At 54.7% G+C, this 18,080-nt stretch carries 15 protein-coding genes and 1 pseudogene; 10 read left to right on the top strand and 6 right to left on the bottom strand.

Translation table 11 applies throughout. The annotated features are described in order from the left end of the window. The first annotated feature begins 72 nt into the window (after nucleotides 1-72). From GRH90_RS12130 to fis, 5 genes are all read left to right on the top strand, one after another. Entirely contained in the window at nucleotides 73-315 is a 243-nt protein-coding gene (locus GRH90_RS12130) for a YhdT family protein (protein ID WP_162366217.1), read from the top strand. Continuing rightward, nucleotides 305-1,750, top strand: coding sequence for a sodium/pantothenate symporter (gene panF / locus GRH90_RS12125; RefSeq protein ID WP_162366216.1), 1,446 nt, complete (start codon nucleotides 305-307; stop codon nucleotides 1,748-1,750). The genes GRH90_RS12130 and panF overlap by 11 nt, the downstream gene beginning before the upstream one ends. Nucleotides 1,751-1,771: 21 nt before the next feature. Beyond that, nucleotides 1,772-2,650 (top strand): 50S ribosomal protein L11 methyltransferase, encoded by an 879-nt coding sequence (prmA, locus tag GRH90_RS12120; protein ID WP_162366215.1) that lies wholly within the window; start codon nucleotides 1,772-1,774, stop codon nucleotides 2,648-2,650. 253 nt (nucleotides 2,651-2,903) lie between these two features. After that, nucleotides 2,904-3,869 carry a tRNA dihydrouridine synthase DusB gene (gene dusB, locus GRH90_RS12115; RefSeq protein ID WP_162366214.1) on the top strand — a complete coding sequence of 322 codons (966 nt, stop codon included), beginning with the start codon at nucleotides 2,904-2,906 and terminating at the stop codon, nucleotides 3,867-3,869. A gap of 23 nt (nucleotides 3,870-3,892) precedes the next feature. Further along, the gene (gene fis / locus GRH90_RS12110; protein ID WP_162366213.1) at nucleotides 3,893-4,189 is read left to right on the top strand and encodes a DNA-binding transcriptional regulator Fis; all 297 of its coding nucleotides are present in this window, start codon (nucleotides 3,893-3,895) and stop codon (nucleotides 4,187-4,189) included. 74 nt (nucleotides 4,190-4,263) lie between these two features. On the opposite strand, the gene GRH90_RS12105 is transcribed toward fis, so the two are convergent. From GRH90_RS12105 to cspE, 5 genes are all read right to left on the bottom strand, one after another. After that, nucleotides 4,264-4,956: a hypothetical protein gene (locus GRH90_RS12105; RefSeq protein WP_162366212.1), complete on the bottom strand. Its 693-nt coding sequence runs from the start codon at nucleotides 4,954-4,956 to the stop codon at nucleotides 4,264-4,266. Nucleotides 4,957-5,144: 188 nt separating this feature from the next. Beyond that, complete coding sequence (locus GRH90_RS12100; RefSeq protein WP_162366211.1) at nucleotides 5,145-8,678, bottom strand: dermonecrotic toxin domain-containing protein; 3,534 nt, start codon at nucleotides 8,676-8,678, stop codon at nucleotides 5,145-5,147. A 685-nt stretch (nucleotides 8,679-9,363) separates the two neighbouring features. Further along, complete coding sequence (locus tag GRH90_RS12095; RefSeq protein ID WP_376766076.1) at nucleotides 9,364-9,735, bottom strand: carboxymuconolactone decarboxylase family protein; 372 nt, start codon at nucleotides 9,733-9,735, stop codon at nucleotides 9,364-9,366. Nucleotides 9,736-9,754: 19 nt separating this feature from the next. Further along, on the bottom strand, nucleotides 9,755-10,117 hold the full coding sequence (locus tag GRH90_RS12090) for a MerR family transcriptional regulator (RefSeq protein WP_162366209.1): 363 nt from the start codon (nucleotides 10,115-10,117) through the stop codon (nucleotides 9,755-9,757). A gap of 251 nt (nucleotides 10,118-10,368) precedes the next feature. Beyond that, a complete protein-coding gene (cspE, locus tag GRH90_RS12085; RefSeq protein WP_162366208.1) occupies nucleotides 10,369-10,581 on the bottom strand; it encodes a transcription antiterminator/RNA stability regulator CspE in 213 nt (70 codons plus the stop codon). Nucleotides 10,582-11,165: 584 nt separating this feature from the next. On the opposite strand from cspE, the gene GRH90_RS12080 reads away from it, so the two are divergent. The 4 genes from GRH90_RS12080 to GRH90_RS12065 all read left to right on the top strand — a co-directional run bounded on the left by GRH90_RS12080 (nucleotide 11,166) and on the right by GRH90_RS12065 (nucleotide 15,340). Further along, nucleotides 11,166-12,191 (top strand): amino acid ABC transporter substrate-binding protein, encoded by a 1,026-nt coding sequence (locus tag GRH90_RS12080; protein ID WP_162366207.1) that lies wholly within the window; start codon nucleotides 11,166-11,168, stop codon nucleotides 12,189-12,191. A 78-nt stretch (nucleotides 12,192-12,269) separates the two neighbouring features. Beyond that, nucleotides 12,270-13,448: an amino acid ABC transporter permease gene (locus tag GRH90_RS12075; RefSeq protein WP_162366206.1), complete on the top strand. Its 1,179-nt coding sequence runs from the start codon at nucleotides 12,270-12,272 to the stop codon at nucleotides 13,446-13,448. A 15-nt stretch (nucleotides 13,449-13,463) separates the two neighbouring features. After that, nucleotides 13,464-14,570: an amino acid ABC transporter permease gene (locus GRH90_RS12070; RefSeq protein WP_162366429.1), complete on the top strand. Its 1,107-nt coding sequence runs from the start codon at nucleotides 13,464-13,466 to the stop codon at nucleotides 14,568-14,570. Nucleotides 14,571-14,578: 8 nt separating this feature from the next. Further along, entirely contained in the window at nucleotides 14,579-15,340 is a 762-nt protein-coding gene (locus GRH90_RS12065) for an amino acid ABC transporter ATP-binding protein (RefSeq protein WP_162366205.1), read from the top strand. Nucleotides 15,341-15,410: 70 nt separating this feature from the next. On the opposite strand, the gene GRH90_RS12060 is transcribed toward GRH90_RS12065, so the two are convergent. After that, a complete protein-coding gene (locus GRH90_RS12060) occupies nucleotides 15,411-16,583 on the bottom strand; it encodes an ROK family transcriptional regulator (RefSeq protein ID WP_162366204.1) in 1,173 nt (390 codons plus the stop codon). A gap of 317 nt (nucleotides 16,584-16,900) precedes the next feature. Here GRH90_RS12060 and GRH90_RS12055 point away from each other — a divergent pair. Beyond that, nucleotides 16,901-17,956, top strand: a pseudogene (locus tag GRH90_RS12055) (extracellular solute-binding protein); the annotation flags it as partial. Nucleotides 17,957-18,080 lie beyond the last annotated feature (124 nt).

The following is an 18,080-nucleotide window of genomic DNA, read 5'->3' as shown; positions in this document are numbered from 1 at the left end:
TATGCAAATCGGCTGCATGCCGTAAAATCCCCTTTTTTCCGTAATCAATCATCATCCAGGTTCAAAGACATCATGGATAAACGATTTCTGCAGGCTCACCGCGAGGCCCGGTGGGCGTTTGGCCTGGCGGTAGCCTACCTGGTCGCCTGGCTGCTGGCGGCCTACCTGCCCGACGCCCGGCCGGGCATCACCGGCCTGCCCCACTGGTTTGAAATGGCCTGCCTGTGGGTGCCGCTGCTGTTCCTGGCTCTCTGCTGGCTGATGGTGCGCGTTATCTATCGCGATATCCCGCTGGGGGACAATGATGCAAAATGAGATTCTTTTGCCGCTGATTGGCTATCTGGCCCTGGTATTCGCGCTGTCGTTCTATGCCTACCGCCGCCGCCAGAAGGGCGAGTTCCTGACCGAATATTTCCTCGGCAACCGCTCGATGGGCGGTTTTGTGCTGGCGATGACGCTGACCGCCACCTATATCAGCGCCAGCTCCTTTATCGGCGGACCGGGAGCGGCCTACAAATACGGCCTCGGCTGGGTACTGCTGGCGATGATCCAATTGCCCACGGTGTGGCTGTCCCTGGGAGTGCTCGGCAAGAAGTTTGCCATCCTCGCCCGGCGCTACAACGCGGTGACGCTCAACGACATGCTGCTGGCCCGTTATCAAAGCCCGCTGCTGGTGTGGCTTGCCAGCATCAGCCTGCTGGTGGCGTTTATCGGCGCCATGACGGTACAGTTTATCGGCGGCGCGCGCCTGCTGGAGACCGCGGCCGGCATTCCCTACGACACCGGGCTGCTGGTTTTCGGTATCAGCATCGCGCTATATACCTCGTTCGGCGGTTTTCGCGCCAGCGTGCTGAATGACGCCCTCCAGGGGCTGGTCATGCTGCTGGGCACCTTTATCCTGCTGTTCAGCGTCATACACGCCGCGGGCGGGTTATCCGCCGCGGTGGTTAAACTGCAGCAGATTGAACCGGCGCTGGTTTCACCGTCCGGGGTCGACCATGTGCTGACCCCGCAGTTTATGTCGTCGTTCTGGGTCCTGGTGTGCTTCGGCGTGATCGGCCTGCCCCATACCGCCGTGCGCTGCATCTCCTACCGGGACAGCAAGGCGGTACACCGGGGGATTATTATCGGTACCCTGGTGATCGGCGTGCTGATGCTGGGCATGCATCTGGCCGGCGCCCTGGGACGGGCGATTTTACCCGACCTGACCATTCCCGATCGGGTGATCCCGACGCTGATGATCACCGTCCTGCCGCCGTTTGTGGCCGGCATCTTTCTTGCCGCGCCCCTGGCGGCGATCATGTCGACAATTAACGCGCAACTGCTGCAATCTTCGGCCACCATCGTCAAAGACCTCTATCTTAGCCTGCGGCCCGCGCAGGCGCGTAACGAACGTTTGCTGACGCGTATGTCAAGTACGGTCACGCTGGTGCTGGGCCTGTTATTACTGCTGGCGGCCTGGCGGCCGCCCGAAATGATTATCTGGCTCAACCTGCTGGCCTTCGGCGGCCTCGAGGCGGTGTTTTTGTGGCCGCTGGTGCTGGGTTTATACTGGGAGCGCGCCAATGCGGCCGGGGCCTTGAGCTCAATGATTGGCGGCGGGGTATGTTATGCCTTGCTCGCCACCTTTGATGTGCATATCGGCGGCTTCCACCCCATAGTGCCCGCCCTGGCGCTAAGCCTGGCGGCATTCTTGGCGGGCAACTGCTTTAGCCCGGCCGCCCGGCGCGTTGCCCGGCCCGGCCTTTAATTCATCGATTGGGAGCAGCTGATGCCCTGGATACAAATCAAGATCAATACCACCGGCGCCGACGCCGAATGCCTCAGCGACGCGCTGATGGAAAACGGCGCCGTGTCGGTGACATTTCAGGATACCCACGACAACCCGGTTTTCGAGCCGCTGCCGGGCGAGACGCGTTTGTGGGGCGATACCGATGTCATAGGCCTCTTTGAGGCCGATATCGACGTGGCGGCGGTAATAGAGGCCTTATCGGGCCATCCGCTGCTGGGGAAAGGTTTTCACCATAAAATCGAACAGCTCGAGGACAAGGATTGGGAGCGGGAGTGGATGGATAATTTCCATCCCATGCGTTTTGGCGAACGGCTGTGGATTTGCCCCAGCTGGCGCCCGGTGCCCGATGCCGATGCGGTTAACGTGATGCTGGACCCGGGCCTGGCCTTCGGCACCGGCACCCATCCCACCACCGCCCTGTGCCTGCAATGGCTCGACGGACTGGATCTCGAGGGCAAAACGGTGATCGATTTTGGCTGCGGTTCCGGCATCCTGGCCATCGCGGCGCTGAAACTGGGCGCGGCGCGCGCCATCGGCATCGATATCGACCCGCAGGCCATCCAGGCCAGCCGCGACAATGCCCAGCGCAACGGGGTGGAAGACCGCCTGGATCTGTATCTGTCGCATGAAAAACCCGACGACCTGAGCGCCGACGTGGTGGTGGCAAATATCCTGGCCGGCCCGCTGCGCGAACTGGCCCCGCTCATTTCCACCCTGCCGGGGCCGGGGGGATTTCTCGGCCTGTCCGGCATCCTGGCCAGCCAGGCGGAAAACGTCGAGGCTGCCTACGCCGATACGTTTTCACTCGATCCGGTGGCGGAGAAGGAAGAGTGGTGCCGGATCACCGGCCGCCGCTAATCAGGCCGCCCGCCCCTCCCGCCTGGCCGGTGTAGACCGGGCGGTGACGGATTTTATGAAAAGACAGCAACCGCACAAAAGGTACTTTTTACATCAACTCGTTGTTATTTATAGAGAAAGTATAGATGGCGCTTTTCAAAGAACAATTTCATTGATCTATAGCAGCGGATTGTTCAAAGTTTGGCCTTTCATCTGACATAAAAAATGCGTAATATACGCGCCCTTGCGGACACAGTATGGTCTCTCGTTGTCTATGCGTATTGGACACCTTCAGCTCGATAATTGCCTGATAGCCGCCCCGATGGCCGGAGTGACAGACCGCCCATTCAGAGCACTCTGTCATGCGATGGGAGCCGGGTTGACCGTATCCGAGATGCTTTCCTCGAATCCTGAGGTATGGCGCACGGATAAGTCACGTCTACGTATGGTACATAGTGATGAGCCGGGAATCCGGGCCGTGCAGATTGCCGGATGCGATCCTGCTGATATGGCCGCCGCCGCCGTCATTAACGTGGCGAACGGCGCGCAGCTGATTGACATCAACATGGGTTGCCCCGCCAAGAAGGTTAACCGGAAGATGGCGGGCTCCGCGTTGCTGCAGTTTCCGGATCTGGTGAAACAGATCTTGCTGACCGTGGTAAAGGCGGTGGACGTGCCGGTAATGTTGAAAATACGCACGGGCTGGTCGCCGGAACACCGTAACTGTGTAGAAATTGCCCAATTGGCCGAAGATTGTGGTATACAGGCCATCACAATTCATGGCCGCACCCGCGCCTGCTTGTTCACCGGCAGCGCGGAGTACGACAGTATTCGGGCAGTTAAGCAGTCTGTTACCATTCCGGTCATCGCGAATGGCGACATCACTGACCCGCATAAAGCCAGAGCGGTGCTTGACTACACCGGGGCCGACGCCCTGATGATAGGACGCGCCGCTCAGGGAAGACCCTGGATCTTCCGGGAAATCCAGCATTATCTGGATACGGGGGAACTGCTGCCACCGCTGCAGTTAGGCGAGGTGAAGCGTTTGTTGATAGAGCACGTACGGGAACTGCACGACTTTTATGGTCCAGGCAAAGGATTCCGCATTGCTCGTAAGCACGTCTCCTGGTACTTACAGGAGCATGCCCCCAACAACCAGTTTAGGCGCACATTCAACGCCATTGAGGATGCCGGCGAACAGCTGGAGGCGTTGAAGGCATATTTTGAAAATCTTGCGTAATTGAAAAAAGAGCTGACAGAACTATGTTCGAACAACGCGAAAATTCTGACGTACTGACCGTTTCCACCATCAACTCTCAGGATCAGGTAACAAAAAAACCGCTGCGGGACTCGGTGAAACAAGCACTGAAGAACTATTTTGCTCAATTAAACGGTCAGGAACCAAATGGTGTGTATGATCTGGTACTGTCTGAAGTGGAACAGCCACTGTTGGACATGGTCATGCAATACACCCGTGGCAACCAAACCCGCGCGGCCCTGATGATGGGCATCAACCGTGGCACACTGCGTAAGAAATTGAAAAAGTATGGTATGAACTGATACCACGGCTTTACTGAATAAAGATAAAGGCGTTACTGGGCAACCAGTGACGCCTTTTTATTGGCCGGCATCCGCTATTTTGCCCATTGGCCGTGACCGGCCGGCAGCGCCGCCGCCAGGCTTCTCATGATTTCCCGTCGATACTGTATCGCCGCCACCATCGCCAGGAAAGGCAGCGACAGTTCGAGAAACTCTTCCTGCGAGGTCTGCAGCGCCACCAGCCATTCGGGAGCGTGCCAGCCGAAGGTCTCCTTAATCATGCCCAGCGACCGATCGATAAGGTTGGTCAATCCAACCAGGAACACAAAGGTGGTGATAGTCGCCGCATGGCCCTTGCCGGCCCGCAGATCCCGTATCAAAGCAAACGTGTGCCGGAAAAGCAGATACAGGCAGGCGATGATAATAGGCGCGAGCGACAGGATGGCATACAGCTTGTCGACAGAAGGCAAGGAGCCGGTCCAGAAGCGCAGCTTGAGCATACTCATATGGTCCAGATATTTATGCAGGTCCGCCTCGCGCGCCATCATCGCCATCAGCACCACAATCACGGCAATCCGGGTGCGCAGCCTAAATAACGGGATAGGCAACAGCACCAGCATCAAGATGGCTATGCCATAACCCACCAGCGTCAGGTTTTCCACCAATTGTCCTTCTTCCACCAGATGCACCAGGGGGTCGGTTGGCATCAGGCACCACAGGATAAAGGTGAACAAGGACACGACGATAGCGAGCCAAACAGAAAAACGGGGCGTATCGAGGAAAGTCATGACGCTATCTCTAAAAAAAAAATTATTATTACTCCTTATAAAACGTGCTTTTTGACAATCCATGCGAACCAATTACATCATCAAATATTTTTTTACTTCCTTCATCATAAACAAGCGGAATGCTCCGCCATACGGGGTTACCATGCGGTCAGGCTGGCGCCAAACCATACCCTCTGCGGCCTTGCCCTCTATAACCGGCCACGTCGCCGGGCCGTCGGGCCGCCGGTAAAAATATCCTTTACCCCTTCCGCGCCGGTCCCCCGGCTAACGCCCACCACGAAGACGCCATCGCCCTTGGCGTCTCGAGCGGCGTAAATACTCAGCACTTTCAGCGGCGTTCCCGGTTTCACCAGCACATGGTCGGTCAAAAAATCATTGCTGGCGATTTTTTTCGGCACGCTTTTATCAAAAATCATGATGACCCGATCGCCTTTGATCCTGGCGATATTCCTGGTCCAGTTATTCAGCCATTCAATGCTGTTGATGGGTATGGCGGATGCCGACATAAAACCACGGTCGATAATCACATCGCCCTCTTTTATCAGGCCGCCATAGACGCCCGTGGGGTAGATTGCCGACCGGTAGGCAAACGGCCCCCAGTCATTCAGCAAGGCGTATTCCGCCAGCATCTTCTGCGCCTCTTCACTTGCCCTGGCGGATACGACATCGATGTCGTCGTCGCCAAAGCGCAGCCAATTGTTGATAAAGTCGCTACCGGCTTCGGTAAACTCTTCGATAACCGGTGAATAAACCGCTTTATGCGCCATGCCGATAAGCATGTCGCCATACCGGGCGCGGACATCCTCCTCCAGCTGCGGGGCGGTCATGCCCTGCTCAAGCAGCTTAGCCATCGCCGCCGTCTCATGCCGCAGTCGGCTATGCGCCGTTACGACATTGCCCGGATATAATTTCCTGAGAGCTTCACGGCGGCCTGATAACGCTTTCAGCTGCCGCTCATCCGCCTCCTGTAAAACGATGCGATCGCCGATGATCTCCTTGACCGTAAAATGGCTTTTTTCCACGATGGCTATTTTGCCCCCGGCGCCATTTTCGGAACTAACATTGATGGGATACCCTTTTTTGACCAGATGTATCTCGAAATTTACCAGCCTATAGCCCGGCTCCGGCAGGTTATTAATATTCCCGGAATTCTCCAGCTCGGCCAGAGCGCACTTCTCCATGACAAAAAGAGTGTGTTTTTTTATATTACTCATTTCTTTTTCATTGAGCAGCGCGTTTTTTTTCACCACGCACCGTTCCGGCTTTAGTTTAACCAGGGTAGATTGCAGCCGGTTGGACTGCTTAGCCAATAGATCGCTTTCAGCATCAGGCAGGAACTCATCCGGTATTTCCCGCAGGGGTGAATCATAATAGGATTGGTATTTTACTGATTGTAGCTCTTGTAACAGCGTCGTTTCCCCGGGATCCAATATTCCGAGAGGGCGTAGTTTTATCAGGGGATGGGCAAGACGGGATGAGGTAAAAATTTCTTTTGCCCATTCCCCGCGGGTTATAAGCATCCCCCCAGGATTTTTAGCGGAAAAATAAACCCGCATGAGTTTTTTTTCGTTCTGTTGCTCATCCATGCCGAAGATAATGTAGCCATCGGTTTTCTCCTGCAGGGGATAGTAGTTATTTGATACTTTCAACAGTTTTTTATTAGTTTTAGGGTCAATAAAAATTTTATTAAGTTTATCAAAAACTATCTTCTTCTCAATCTTGTCCGCCGGAATCCCCTGTGACGTTATTTTGCGCAACATGTTCCGCAAACGAGGGGATAAAGCCAGGAATATTTTATCCGATCGCGGCAATAAAGGAATATTATTTCCTTCTGAGCCCAGCTCACTGTGTCCCGGGTCGCTGAAATCCACGTTGATGTATTTTTTTGATTTCGGGTTCAGGAATATACCGATCCTTTCCTCTTCGTCTAAATAGTAAAATCCTTTCTTGCCTATACTTTTAACTTTGTATATTTTCTTATTTATTAAAATATAGTTTTTGCCATCCTGGCCGCGCATGATGCCAAAATCATCGGCCTTGGATAAGTGCGCCTGGTCCACCCGTGATGCCTTAATGCCTGCATCCCCGATCTTTTGTAAGATCCGATGCCCAAAAATGATCTGCTTCCCCGGGCTATGGCCGCGGGCATGCGCGGCAAGATTGCCCGTTTCCGGTATATTTCGTTCATTCTGTATTTTCAGGTAATTTTTACGTATTTTTTGGATTCCAGAACGTACCTCGGTGGTGATGCTTTCACGATACGCGCCATGTTCAGGTACAAAACTCATCTCGTCATAAGGGATCGCCAGACGGCCTTCCAGGACGCCCGACAACGCCATAAGCACAATATTGACGCCATCGCCGTACAGTGCCTGGGCACCCTGCTGGCGCTCAGTCTCATTATCGCCATTGACCCATTTATCAATATCCATTCCTATTGATATCAGTGGGGTCACCGGGTTGGGCAACAGCATATTCGCAATCGACAAATAACGCATCAGCATATCCCGACTGACTTCCGTGTTGGACTTGATTAAACTGTCGGCGTCGGAGTAGGCTCGTTTCATCTGACCCGACGTCAGGACGCCAATCAGTTCCCCGGTGATTTCATCGCGGTTGGTCCATATTTTATCCAGGTAATCAGCATTGTCCGCCTCATGGCCTATCAGTTCCAGCCAGCGGTCGACACCCTGGTAAAAAGCGCCTTCCTGGCGGTTATAGAGCGAGAAATGAGCGGCCAGCAATTTTCGCTTATCCTGGGATTTACAGTTTGCGGCAAACCAGTGCTTCATTTTGGCCAGGCTGGGGAAACGATATATTTTTTGTTTGCCCCTGGGCAGGTAAAGCGCTACCTCGGATGTCGACGCGTGGGTTAATACCGTCAGGTCCGTCGCTAAAAATCCATTGATATCAAACAAGTATTTTTTAACTTCTTTGTTAGCGTCGGGGATGATCGAGAATGCTTTGAGGTAAAAATCCACTATGCCATGGTCTTTATTTTTGATTTGCGCCAGCCCCGATAGTAATGAGGATATATTGATCATTTCCGGTATGTCAGTGGTCCAGTAACGAGTCAATTTTTTGGTGTAAACCTTAAAAAAATCGGTATCAGATACGATGGATAAAACAACCGACGGTTTGATTGGCACCTGGTTCTCGGCGCCAAAAGAGGAGATCGTCGTCGCCGCGTCCCGATAAATACCGGCCATTTGGTCAAGCACGTCCAGATTATCCCGCGCGTCGGCGGGAAAATTCGACAGCATACATTCGGTCACCGTTCTGGACTCTACCGGCGTGCTGTAATCGTGTCGCCAGCCGGTGACAGCATAACGATCATTTTGTGCCTCGGTAAAATGATGAAAAAAAATCTTATTAGGGTCGACAATCAAACCAGTCCTTTTTTTTAACGCTTTTTTCATTTCATCCGCGGCAACACTGTACAGTTCCGGGTACATTTTTGCATATGACTGATGAAGTAGCGTTAATGATGCGGTGATGTTTCTTTCATTAGTTATGATGCTGTTTTCCGTGCTGTTACTATCCGATTTTATTACCTCATCAAGGACAGAACGCTTTGACGCAATCAACGGCTGCGTATCCTGGTGTGGATGCGATAAGGATGGTGGCTCACGGGGTAGCCAGCGCATATTTACGGGCTGTTTTTTTCCTGCGTTGCGGCGATGCTGGGCCTGCACCGGCGGATTATCACGTGTATTGATCACCGGGCCGGCGGCGCTGAGAAGACTCAAGAATGGATTTATTACCTTGACGTCGTTATTGGCCAGATAATACCTGAACCGATGATAAGCGTGGCGCCCGGGGGCGTCCAGGGCGGAGCCGTTAGCGATAATCATTTTGCCGCGGGCTTGCGCCACCTGTTGTAATAACAGCACTATGTTGATTAACATCCCGGCGTGCCATCCTTTGATGTTGCAACCCTGCCGGGTGGATAATCGGTTAATCAGGTTTTGCTCTTGCCGGGGATGAAGCGCGTTGCGATATCTTTTGTTATTATATGTCCCTATTTCTTTTCTATAAAAATAATTTGATACAGTCATAAATTATAACCCACAATTAAATATACATGGCGCTCTTCAGATTATTAGAATCCGCACAATAAAATATGTGCATATAATATGCTGGCGACTATATAAATTAATTGGCATTTAATTGTCAATACCGAGGTAACCAAAATAACTTATTATTAGGAGAACATGTGTTATTAAATGATGCTTTTGTATAAATATTACTCAATCTCAAAATATGCAAATATATGAATAGCCGTCAACGGCCCCCGAAGGCTCACCCAGGCGAAACCGCCCGGCATGATCTGGGCAACCTGCCCACATCACAACAGGCAATAACGCGCAGGCTACCCACCGATCAGGTTGCATGGCGGCCAAGACATCAGGCCTGGTTAAACAACGCTTTGGCCACAAACAGCCCGTTTAACGCCGCCGGGAATCCGGCATATACCGCCATTTGCATAACGATTTCCACAATTTCCTCACGCGTTAGCCCCACATTCAGGCCGGCCTGGATATGCACCCTTAGCTGTGGCGCGCAGTTGCCCATCGCCGTCAGCGCGGCAATAGTGGCAATTTCACGGGCGCGCAAATCGAGACCGGGGCGTGAATAGATATCGCCAAACGGGAATTCCAGCAGATAGCGCGCAAAATCGGGGGCTATATCCGCCAGGGCATCGATCACGCCCTCTCCGGCGCTGCCGTCAATGGCGGCTAAAGCCCTTTTACCCTGTTCCAACCTGGATAAGGTTATATCCTGTGGGATCATATTTTTACTCCTCATGAACGTTAGCGTCGGCGTAACCGGCAATTTTGGCGTCGAGGACCAGCAGTGAAGATTGCAGCTCGGCAATATGCGCCTGTATCCGTTGACGATGCGTCTCCAGCAAGTGCCGCCGCCCGGGTATCGTTGCTGCCCCGCCGTTGCGCAGGCCGGCGTAGCTCAGCATGTCGCGTATCGGCATGCCGGTGGTTTTCAGGCGTTGCAAAAAAGCGATCCAGGGCAGGATGGCGCCGTCATAAGAACGTTGCCCCGCATTATCCCGCAGGGCATAAGGCAGCAGGCCGATGCGTTCGTAATAACGCAGGGTATGGGCCGTCAGCCCGGTCTGTTTGGCAATATCACCGATTTTCATACCGATCCTTATCTTGTCCCAACCTGGCTTATGCTAAACGTTCGAGCGCGCTCTAAGTCAAGCGGCAAAACAGCGTTAATCGTTCGGCGGATTTTGGACGAAAAAAAACCCCGACCAGGTCGGGGTTCTTGAATTCTTTATCAGGTAACGGATGCCCTGGGTAATCAGGCGGCAATGCCGCGGTCAGGGTCTGTCCTATTGGAACAATCCGGTACCTGTTGCTGCGGGTTTATGACTTCGTAATAGTTAAATTACAGAGCGACAACGTTGGCGGCAGATGGGCCTTTCTGGCCTTTTTCGATAGTGAATTCAACGCGTTGACCTTCGTCAAGGGTCTTGAAATCATTGCTCTGGATGGCGGAGAAGTGTACGAACACATCTTTGCTGCCGTCAGCAGGAGTGATGAAACCGAAACCTTTACCAGCGTCAAACCATTTTACTAAACCAGTCATTTTGTCAGACATAGATACTTCCTTCATAATTATTTGTGCCACAACGTGGCGAGTTGAAAAGGTCTGTTTGCCAGGGATTACTTATGGACACTTAAGAAGGAAATTCGTCGAAGAAGTGATGGTAGACTATCGCTTTTACTTGAACAACTTTACTAAAATGGCTTACATAAATAGGTCTGTACTACAAACCGTTGATGCTATTTACTCATAATAACGCCCGCGGCGCAAGCATTATTATCAAATGGTTCATTTTCAGTGCAATGATTGCACCTGCCGAACCATTTCATTCACCCCCGTATGCGCCCGATTGTCGCCGGTTGCCATCGAATAATGCCAACCCGCTCCCAGATAACGGAACCGAAGGCATCAGCGTGGTGCGACCGCGCCGTCGTTGCACTATATTTGTGCGTAACCGGCCTATTTTGGCGCAGCATAACTGTTAATAAGTTGTGAGTACTCCCGCCGGGCAGGCAACCGCCAGATTGGCATCCCCTTTGCTATAGAGGTTACTGGCACTATGCCAATAGACAGGATGGATGCGCTGCAAAAGTGCATCAACACCACTGGCTTTAATTTTCTGCCTCACAGGATTCTTTATGAAAAAAATGATGATTTCCACCTTGGTTGCCGCAGCCACCCTTTTTGCGGTAGCCAATCAGGCACACGCAGGCACGACGTTGGACGCGGTAAAGAAAAAAGGTTTTGTGCAATGTGGTATCAGTGACGGCCTGCCCGGTTTTTCTTATGCCGATGCCAGCGGTAAATTCACCGGTATAGACGTGGACGTATGCCGTGCCGTCGCCTCCGCCGTGTTTGGCGACGATACCAAGGTCAAATACACTCCCCTGACGGCAAAAGAACGTTTCACCGCGCTGCAATCAGGCGAAGTGGATATTCTGTCGCGCAATACCACCTGGACGTCGTCTCGCGACGCGTCCATGGGCATGGTGTTCGCCGGTGTGAACTATTACGACGGCATCGGCTTCCTGACCCATAAAAAAGCCGGGCTGAAAAGCGCTAAAGATCTCGACGGCGCCACCGTATGTATCCAGGCCGGTACCGATACCGAGCTGAACGTGGCCGACTATTTCAAAGCCAACAAAATGCAGTTCACCCCGGTGACCTTCGACCGTTCCGATGAAAGCGCCAAAGCGCTTGAGTCCGGCCGTTGCGATACCCTGTCTTCCGACCAGTCGCAGCTCTACGCGCTGCGTATCAAGCTGGGCAAGCCTGATGATTACGTCGTATTGCCGGAAGTTATTTCCAAAGAACCTTTGGGGCCGGTAGTGCGTCGCGGTGATGAAGATTGGTTCACCATCGTCAAATGGTCGCTGTTTGCCATGCTCGACGCCGAAGAAATGGGCGTGAACTCGAAAAACGTTGACCAAATGGCCGCCTCGCCGGCAACGCCCGATATGGCCCACCTGCTGGGTAAAGAAGGCAACTTCGGCGAACAGCTGAAGCTGCCGAATGATTGGGCATACAAAATCGTTAAACAAGTAGGTAACTACGGCGAAATCTTCGATCGCAACGTAGGCGCCGGCAGCGAGCTTAAAATCAAGCGCGGCCTGAATGCATTATGGAATCAGGGCGGCATCCAGTACGCACCGCCGGTTCGTTAATACCAGCCACAGTGCGGGGGCACCGGCGTATCCCGCCGGTGCTTTTCCAGCAGATTATTTTATCCTGAGGCTTTGCACATGCAACAACGCCAAACCGTAAAAGGTGCCTTCTCGTTGACCAACCCTGCGGTTCGCGCCTGGATCTACCAGATACTGGCTGTCGTGGTGGTCGTGGCCTTTGGCGGCTACATCCTGCACAACACGCTGACCAATCTCAGCAATCGCGGCATTACGTCCGGTTTTGGTTTCCTGCACGACTCCGCCGGCTTCGGCATCGTGCAGCATCTTATTCCCTTTGAGCAGGGCGATACCTACGGACGGGTGTTTATCGTCGGGCTGCTTAACACCTTATTAGTCTCCGCGCTGTGTATCGTTTTCGCTTCGCTGCTCGGCTTTTTCATCGGACTTTCACGGCTGTCGGACAACTGGTTATTACGTAAACTGTCGACCATCTATATCGAGACCTTTCGTAATATCCCGCCGCTGCTGCAAATCTTCTTCTGGTATTTCGCCGTGCTGCGCAATCTGCCCGGCCCCCGCCAGGCGGTAAACGCCTTTGACGTGGCCTTTCTCAGCAACCGCGGCCTGTACATGCCCACCCCGCTGATGGGCGAAGGGGCAACGGCCAGCCTGGCCGCCTTCATTATCGCGGTGCTGGCGTCAGTTATCCTGTTCAGGATTAACCGCCGCCACCAGATGGCCACCGGCGAACTGCGCCGCAGCTGGCCCTGGATCATCCTGCTGCTGATTGTCCTGCCCGGCGGCGCGCAGCTGGTATTCGGCGCTGCTATCCATTGGGACCTGCCGGTCTTGCGCGGGTTTAACTTCCGCGGCGGCATGGTGCTTATCCCCGAACTGGCCGCGCTGACGCTGGCCCTGTCGGTTTATACCTCTACCTTTATCGCCGAAGTGATCCGCTCCGGCATCCAATCGGTGCCCTTCGGCCAACATGAAGCGGCCCGCTCGCTGGGACTGCCTAATCCGGTTACGTTAAACCAGGTGATCCTGCCGCAGGCAATGCGCGTGATTATCCCGCCCCTGACCAGCCAATACCTGAATATCGTCAAGAACTCCTCGCTGGCGGCCGCCATCGGTTATCCGGATATGGTATCGCTGTTTGCCGGGTCGGTGCTCAACCAGACCGGGCAGGCGATTGAAACCATCGCCATTACCATGTCGGTTTATCTGGTCATCAGTCTGGGGATTTCGTTCTTAATGAACATTTACAACCGACGTAAAGCATTGGTTGAGCGCTAAGAGACATTCATGACCATGACAATAAATCCGCATGAACCCGTAGCGACAGCGTCGCGTAGCCGATTGGCGCAGGCGGTGCTCTGGATACGCCAGAACCTGTTTTCCAGCCTGTCCAATAGCCTGCTGACGCTGTTTTGCCTGTGGCTGCTGTGGATCATTATTCCACCCATGCTGAACTGGCTGGTATTGCAGGCCAACTGGGTGGGCACCACCCGCGCCGATTGTACCCGCGACGGCGCCTGCTGGGTCTTTATCCACGCCCGCTTCGGCCAGTTCATGTACGGCCTGTATCCCTTCGACCAGCGCTGGCGCATTAACCTGGCCCTGGCGGTCGGGTTGCTGAGCCTGCTGCCGATGTTCTGGAAGGGCATGCCCCGCCGCGGGCGCTATATTGTCTGCTGGGCGGTGGCGTTTCCCGTTTTTACCTGGGTGATGCTGTATGGCGGCTTTTTCGGCTTGTCCCGAGTGGAAACCCGCCAATGGGGCGGCCTGACCCTGACGCTTATCATCGCGGCGGTGGGTATCGCCGGGGCGCTGCCCCTAGGCGTGCTGCTGGCGCTGGGCCGGCGTTCGAAGATGCCGGTGGTGCAATGGTTTTGCATTATCTTTATCGAGTTCTGGCGCGGGGTGCCGCTGATTACCGTGCTGTTTATGTCCTCGGTAATGCTGCCGCTGTTCCTGTCGGAAGGGACCAATATCGATAAGCTTATCCGGGCGCTGGTCGGGGTTATCATGTTCCAGTCGGCCTATGTGGCGGAAGTGGTGCGCGGCGGCCTGCAGGCCCTGCCCCGGGGCCAGTACGAGGCGGCGGAATCGCTGGCGCTTGGTTACTGGAAAACCCAGGGGCTGGTTATCCTGCCCCAGGCCCTGAAAATGGTGATTCCCGGCCTGGTCAACACCATCATCGCGCTGTTTAAAGACACCAGCCTGGTGGTGATTATCGGTTTGTTCGATTTGTTCAGTAGCGTGCAGCAGGCCACGGTCGATCCGGCCTGGCTCGGTATGTCGACGGAAGGATATGTCTTTGCCGCGGCGGTCTATTGGATTTTCTGTTTTAGTATGTCCCGCTATAGCCAACATTTGGAAAGGCGCTTTCAAACCGGACATTCCTCCACCCATTGAGGTAGATCATGAGCGACAACAACGCCAACCAGCCGGACCGATTAATGATTACGCTGGAAAACGTCAATAAGTGGTACGGCCAGTTCCATGTATTGAAAGACATCAATTTGCAGGTGAAAGCCGGCGAACGTATTGTGCTGTGCGGGCCTTCCGGTTCCGGCAAGTCCACCACCATTCGCTGCATCAACCACCTTGAAGAGCATCAACAGGGCACCATCGTGGTGGACGGCACTCTGCTGGACGACGATCTGCGCAATATCGAACGCGTGCGCACCGAGGTGGGCATGGTGTTCCAGCACTTCAATCTGTTCCCACACCTGACGGTGCTGCAAAACTGCACCCTGGCGCCGATCTGGGTGCGCAAGATGCCGAAAAAAGAAGCCGAAGAGCTGGCCATGCATTATCTGCAGCGGGTGCGGATTGTCGAGCACGCGCATAAATTCCCCGGCCAGCTATCCGGCGGCCAGCAGCAGCGGGTGGCCATTGCCCGTTCGCTGTGCATGAAACCAAAGATCATGCTGTTTGACGAACCGACCTCGGCGCTGGATCCAGAAATGGTCAAAGAGGTGCTCGATACCATGATCGGCCTGGCCAACGACGGCATGACCATGCTGTGCGTAACGCATGAGATGGGGTTTGCCCGTACCGTCGCCGATCGGGTGATCTTTATGGATCGCGGGGAGATCGTCGAGCAATCTTCGCCAAATGAATTTTTCACCCAGCCAAAATCGGAGCGCACCCGGGCGTTCCTGTCCCAGATCCTGCATTGACCGACCGCCGGGGCGCCGCCCCGGCCTGCCGTTATTCTTTTGCCGTGCCGGCCCCGAACTGCCGGACCGGTTATTTCAGCAGCACTTCATACTGCGGATTGAATTCATCGAATATCGGCAGCGCCGCCGCGCCCAGGGCGGCGGTATCGGTGCCGTTCAACCCAATCCTCACCCGGTGTCCCTCGCGGTATTTGCTGCGCACCGAGCGCAGCAGCGGATGCAGGCGCCCGACAATTTTTTCCACCAGCGGCTGCGGCATCTGGCCACCGATAATCACCGCTTCGGCGTCAAAAATACATTCAAGGATATTGATCGCCTGCCGGGTTGCCGGCAGGGCCGAGTCGATCCAGCGATCAAAGCGGGTTTGATCCACCTGCAGCAGATCCCCGGGCATGGCGGTCATGGGATCCAGCCCGCAGGCTTCATAAGCCGCCTGCAGCGATAGGTAGCGCTCCAGGCAGCCATGGTTGCCGCAAGAGCACAGGCGTCCGCCGGGCTGCACCACCATATGGCCCACCTCGCCGGCATTATGCGCATGGCCGGTGTAGATATGGCCGTCGGTGAAGATGCCGGCGCCCAGGCCGGTGCCGATATAAAGATAGATGAATGAATCCAGCTGCTTGGCGACGCCGTGGAACCGCTCGCCAATGGCCGCCACGGTGGCGTCGTTCTCAAGTGTGACCGGCAGGCCGGTGGCCGCCGCCAGCTCCGCCACTACGTCGACATTTTCCCATCCGTGCAGGGTGGTAGGTCCTTCGGACGACAGGCCCTCGACGCCAAAGGGTCCCGGCATCACCACGCCGATCCCCAACATTTTGCCCCAGTCGACCGGAACCTGCTGTTTCATTTCCGCCAACAGCTGTTTGATCAGCGCAAGCGTTGCACCGGGCTGGGGCTTTTGCACCAGGCAAAGGCGCCTGAAGCGCACGTTGCCGGTCAGATCAACCAGGACAATCAGCAGGGTTTGATGATCGAGGTGAATGCCGATCGAGTAGGCGCTGTTCGGATTAAGAGTAATGGGCACCGCCGGCTGGCCGCGTCCGCCGATATGCCGCGGGGCATGGGAAGACAGGATGCCGGCCTGCCCGAGCTCGGCGACGATATTGGATACGGTCTGCGGCGTCAGCGCCGTCAGGCGCGCCAGTTCCGCGCGCGTCAGTTCGCCGTTTAACCGAATGGCCTCGATCACCACACGCCGGTTATGCGCCCTGGCGTGCTCCAAATTGGTTCCTGATGTTCTCATGAGTCCGTACCCTTCACCGCCCGTGGCGCCAGTATGGGGGCTTGTTATATAGCAATCAAATTGATTTAGTAATCACGAGCGGCAGATTTCGGCATGGCTATTGCAGCGTGGCTATTGCAATAGGCCAGTCAATAGGTCTAGCGCAGCATGCCCGCTGTCGGCGCCGGGCGGAAAAATTTTAATGGCATGCGCCAATGTTAAATTAATGTGGCGAGATATCGATCACAAGGTTAGATGTTGGCAATTGCTTTCGTCCATTAAAACAATCAAATTGATTTAATTACCCCATCCATGCAGTCTGCTGCCGGAGAGAGAGAATGAAAATGAAAACCCTATACCCCGCCCTGACGCTCTGCGCGTTGTCGGTCCTCTCGCTGGGACTTTCGGCGCAGGCCCTGGCGAAAACCCAAATCAACGCGCTGTTTATGACCCAGGCTGCCTACAGCGAAAGCGATATTCGCGCCATGACCACCGATTTTACCCAGCAGCATCCGGATATCGACGTCAACCTGGAATTTGTGCCTTATGAAGCCCTGCATGACAAAATCGTCGCGGCGCGCGGCGCGGGCGGCAACGGTTATGACGTGGTGCTGTTTGACGCCATCTGGCCGGCGGAATTCACCAAGTTCGGTTTATTGCAGGATGTCACCGCCCGGATTAACGCCGACGACAGCAGCAAGATTTTCCCCGGCGCCATGAGCACCGTGACCTACCAGGATAAGGTGTGGGGCCTGCCCTGGATCCTCGACACCAAATATCTTTATTACAACAAGGCGATGCTGAGCAGGGCCGGCATCGCCACGCCGCCGCAAACCTGGCGGCAGGTGGAAGAGCAGTCCGAGATATTAAAGCAAAAAGGGATCGTGAAATACCCGTTGGTCTGGAGCTGGTCGCAGGCTGAAGCCTTGATTTGTGACTACACCACGCTGGTGTCGGCCTTCAAGGGCGGCTTCTTTACCCAGGGCAAGCTGGATTTCAGCAATCCGGGTTCATTGAAAGCGGTAAACTATATGAAGGAAACGCTGGATAAGGGCCTGACCAATCCCAATTCGCGCGAATATCTTGAGGAGGATGTGCGTAAGGCCTTCTCCAACGGCGATGCGGCCTTTGCGCTGAACTGGACCTATATGTACAACATGGCCAACGATCCCAAACAGAGCAAAGTGGCCGGCGACGTCGGCATTGTGCCGGCACCGGGTTCCGAGGCCGGCGGCGTCTCGGCGGTCAACGGTTCGATGGGCCTGGGCATCGCCAAGGCCAGCCGGCATCCCGAACAGGCGTGGCAATACATCAGCTATATCACCTCGCAGCCGGTACAGGATAAATATTCGCGCCTGAGCCTGCCGATCTGGAAATCCTCGTATGATGATCCCAGAGCCTGTTTACGATTCTGTGTAAATGCCTTTTCTCAGAAGTGACCGTCCAGGCGGTCACCGAACTCGATAATAAAACGGCTCATCGCCATGCGCCAGTCCCTCAGCGGCATCGTCCATTTCT

The sequence above is a fragment of the Acerihabitans arboris genome, assembly GCF_010131535.1.
Taxonomy (GTDB): domain Bacteria; phylum Pseudomonadota; class Gammaproteobacteria; order Enterobacterales; family Enterobacteriaceae; genus Acerihabitans; species Acerihabitans arboris.
Note: the sequence above shows the minus strand (reverse complement) of the source record. Positions and strands in the feature narration are given on the sequence as shown.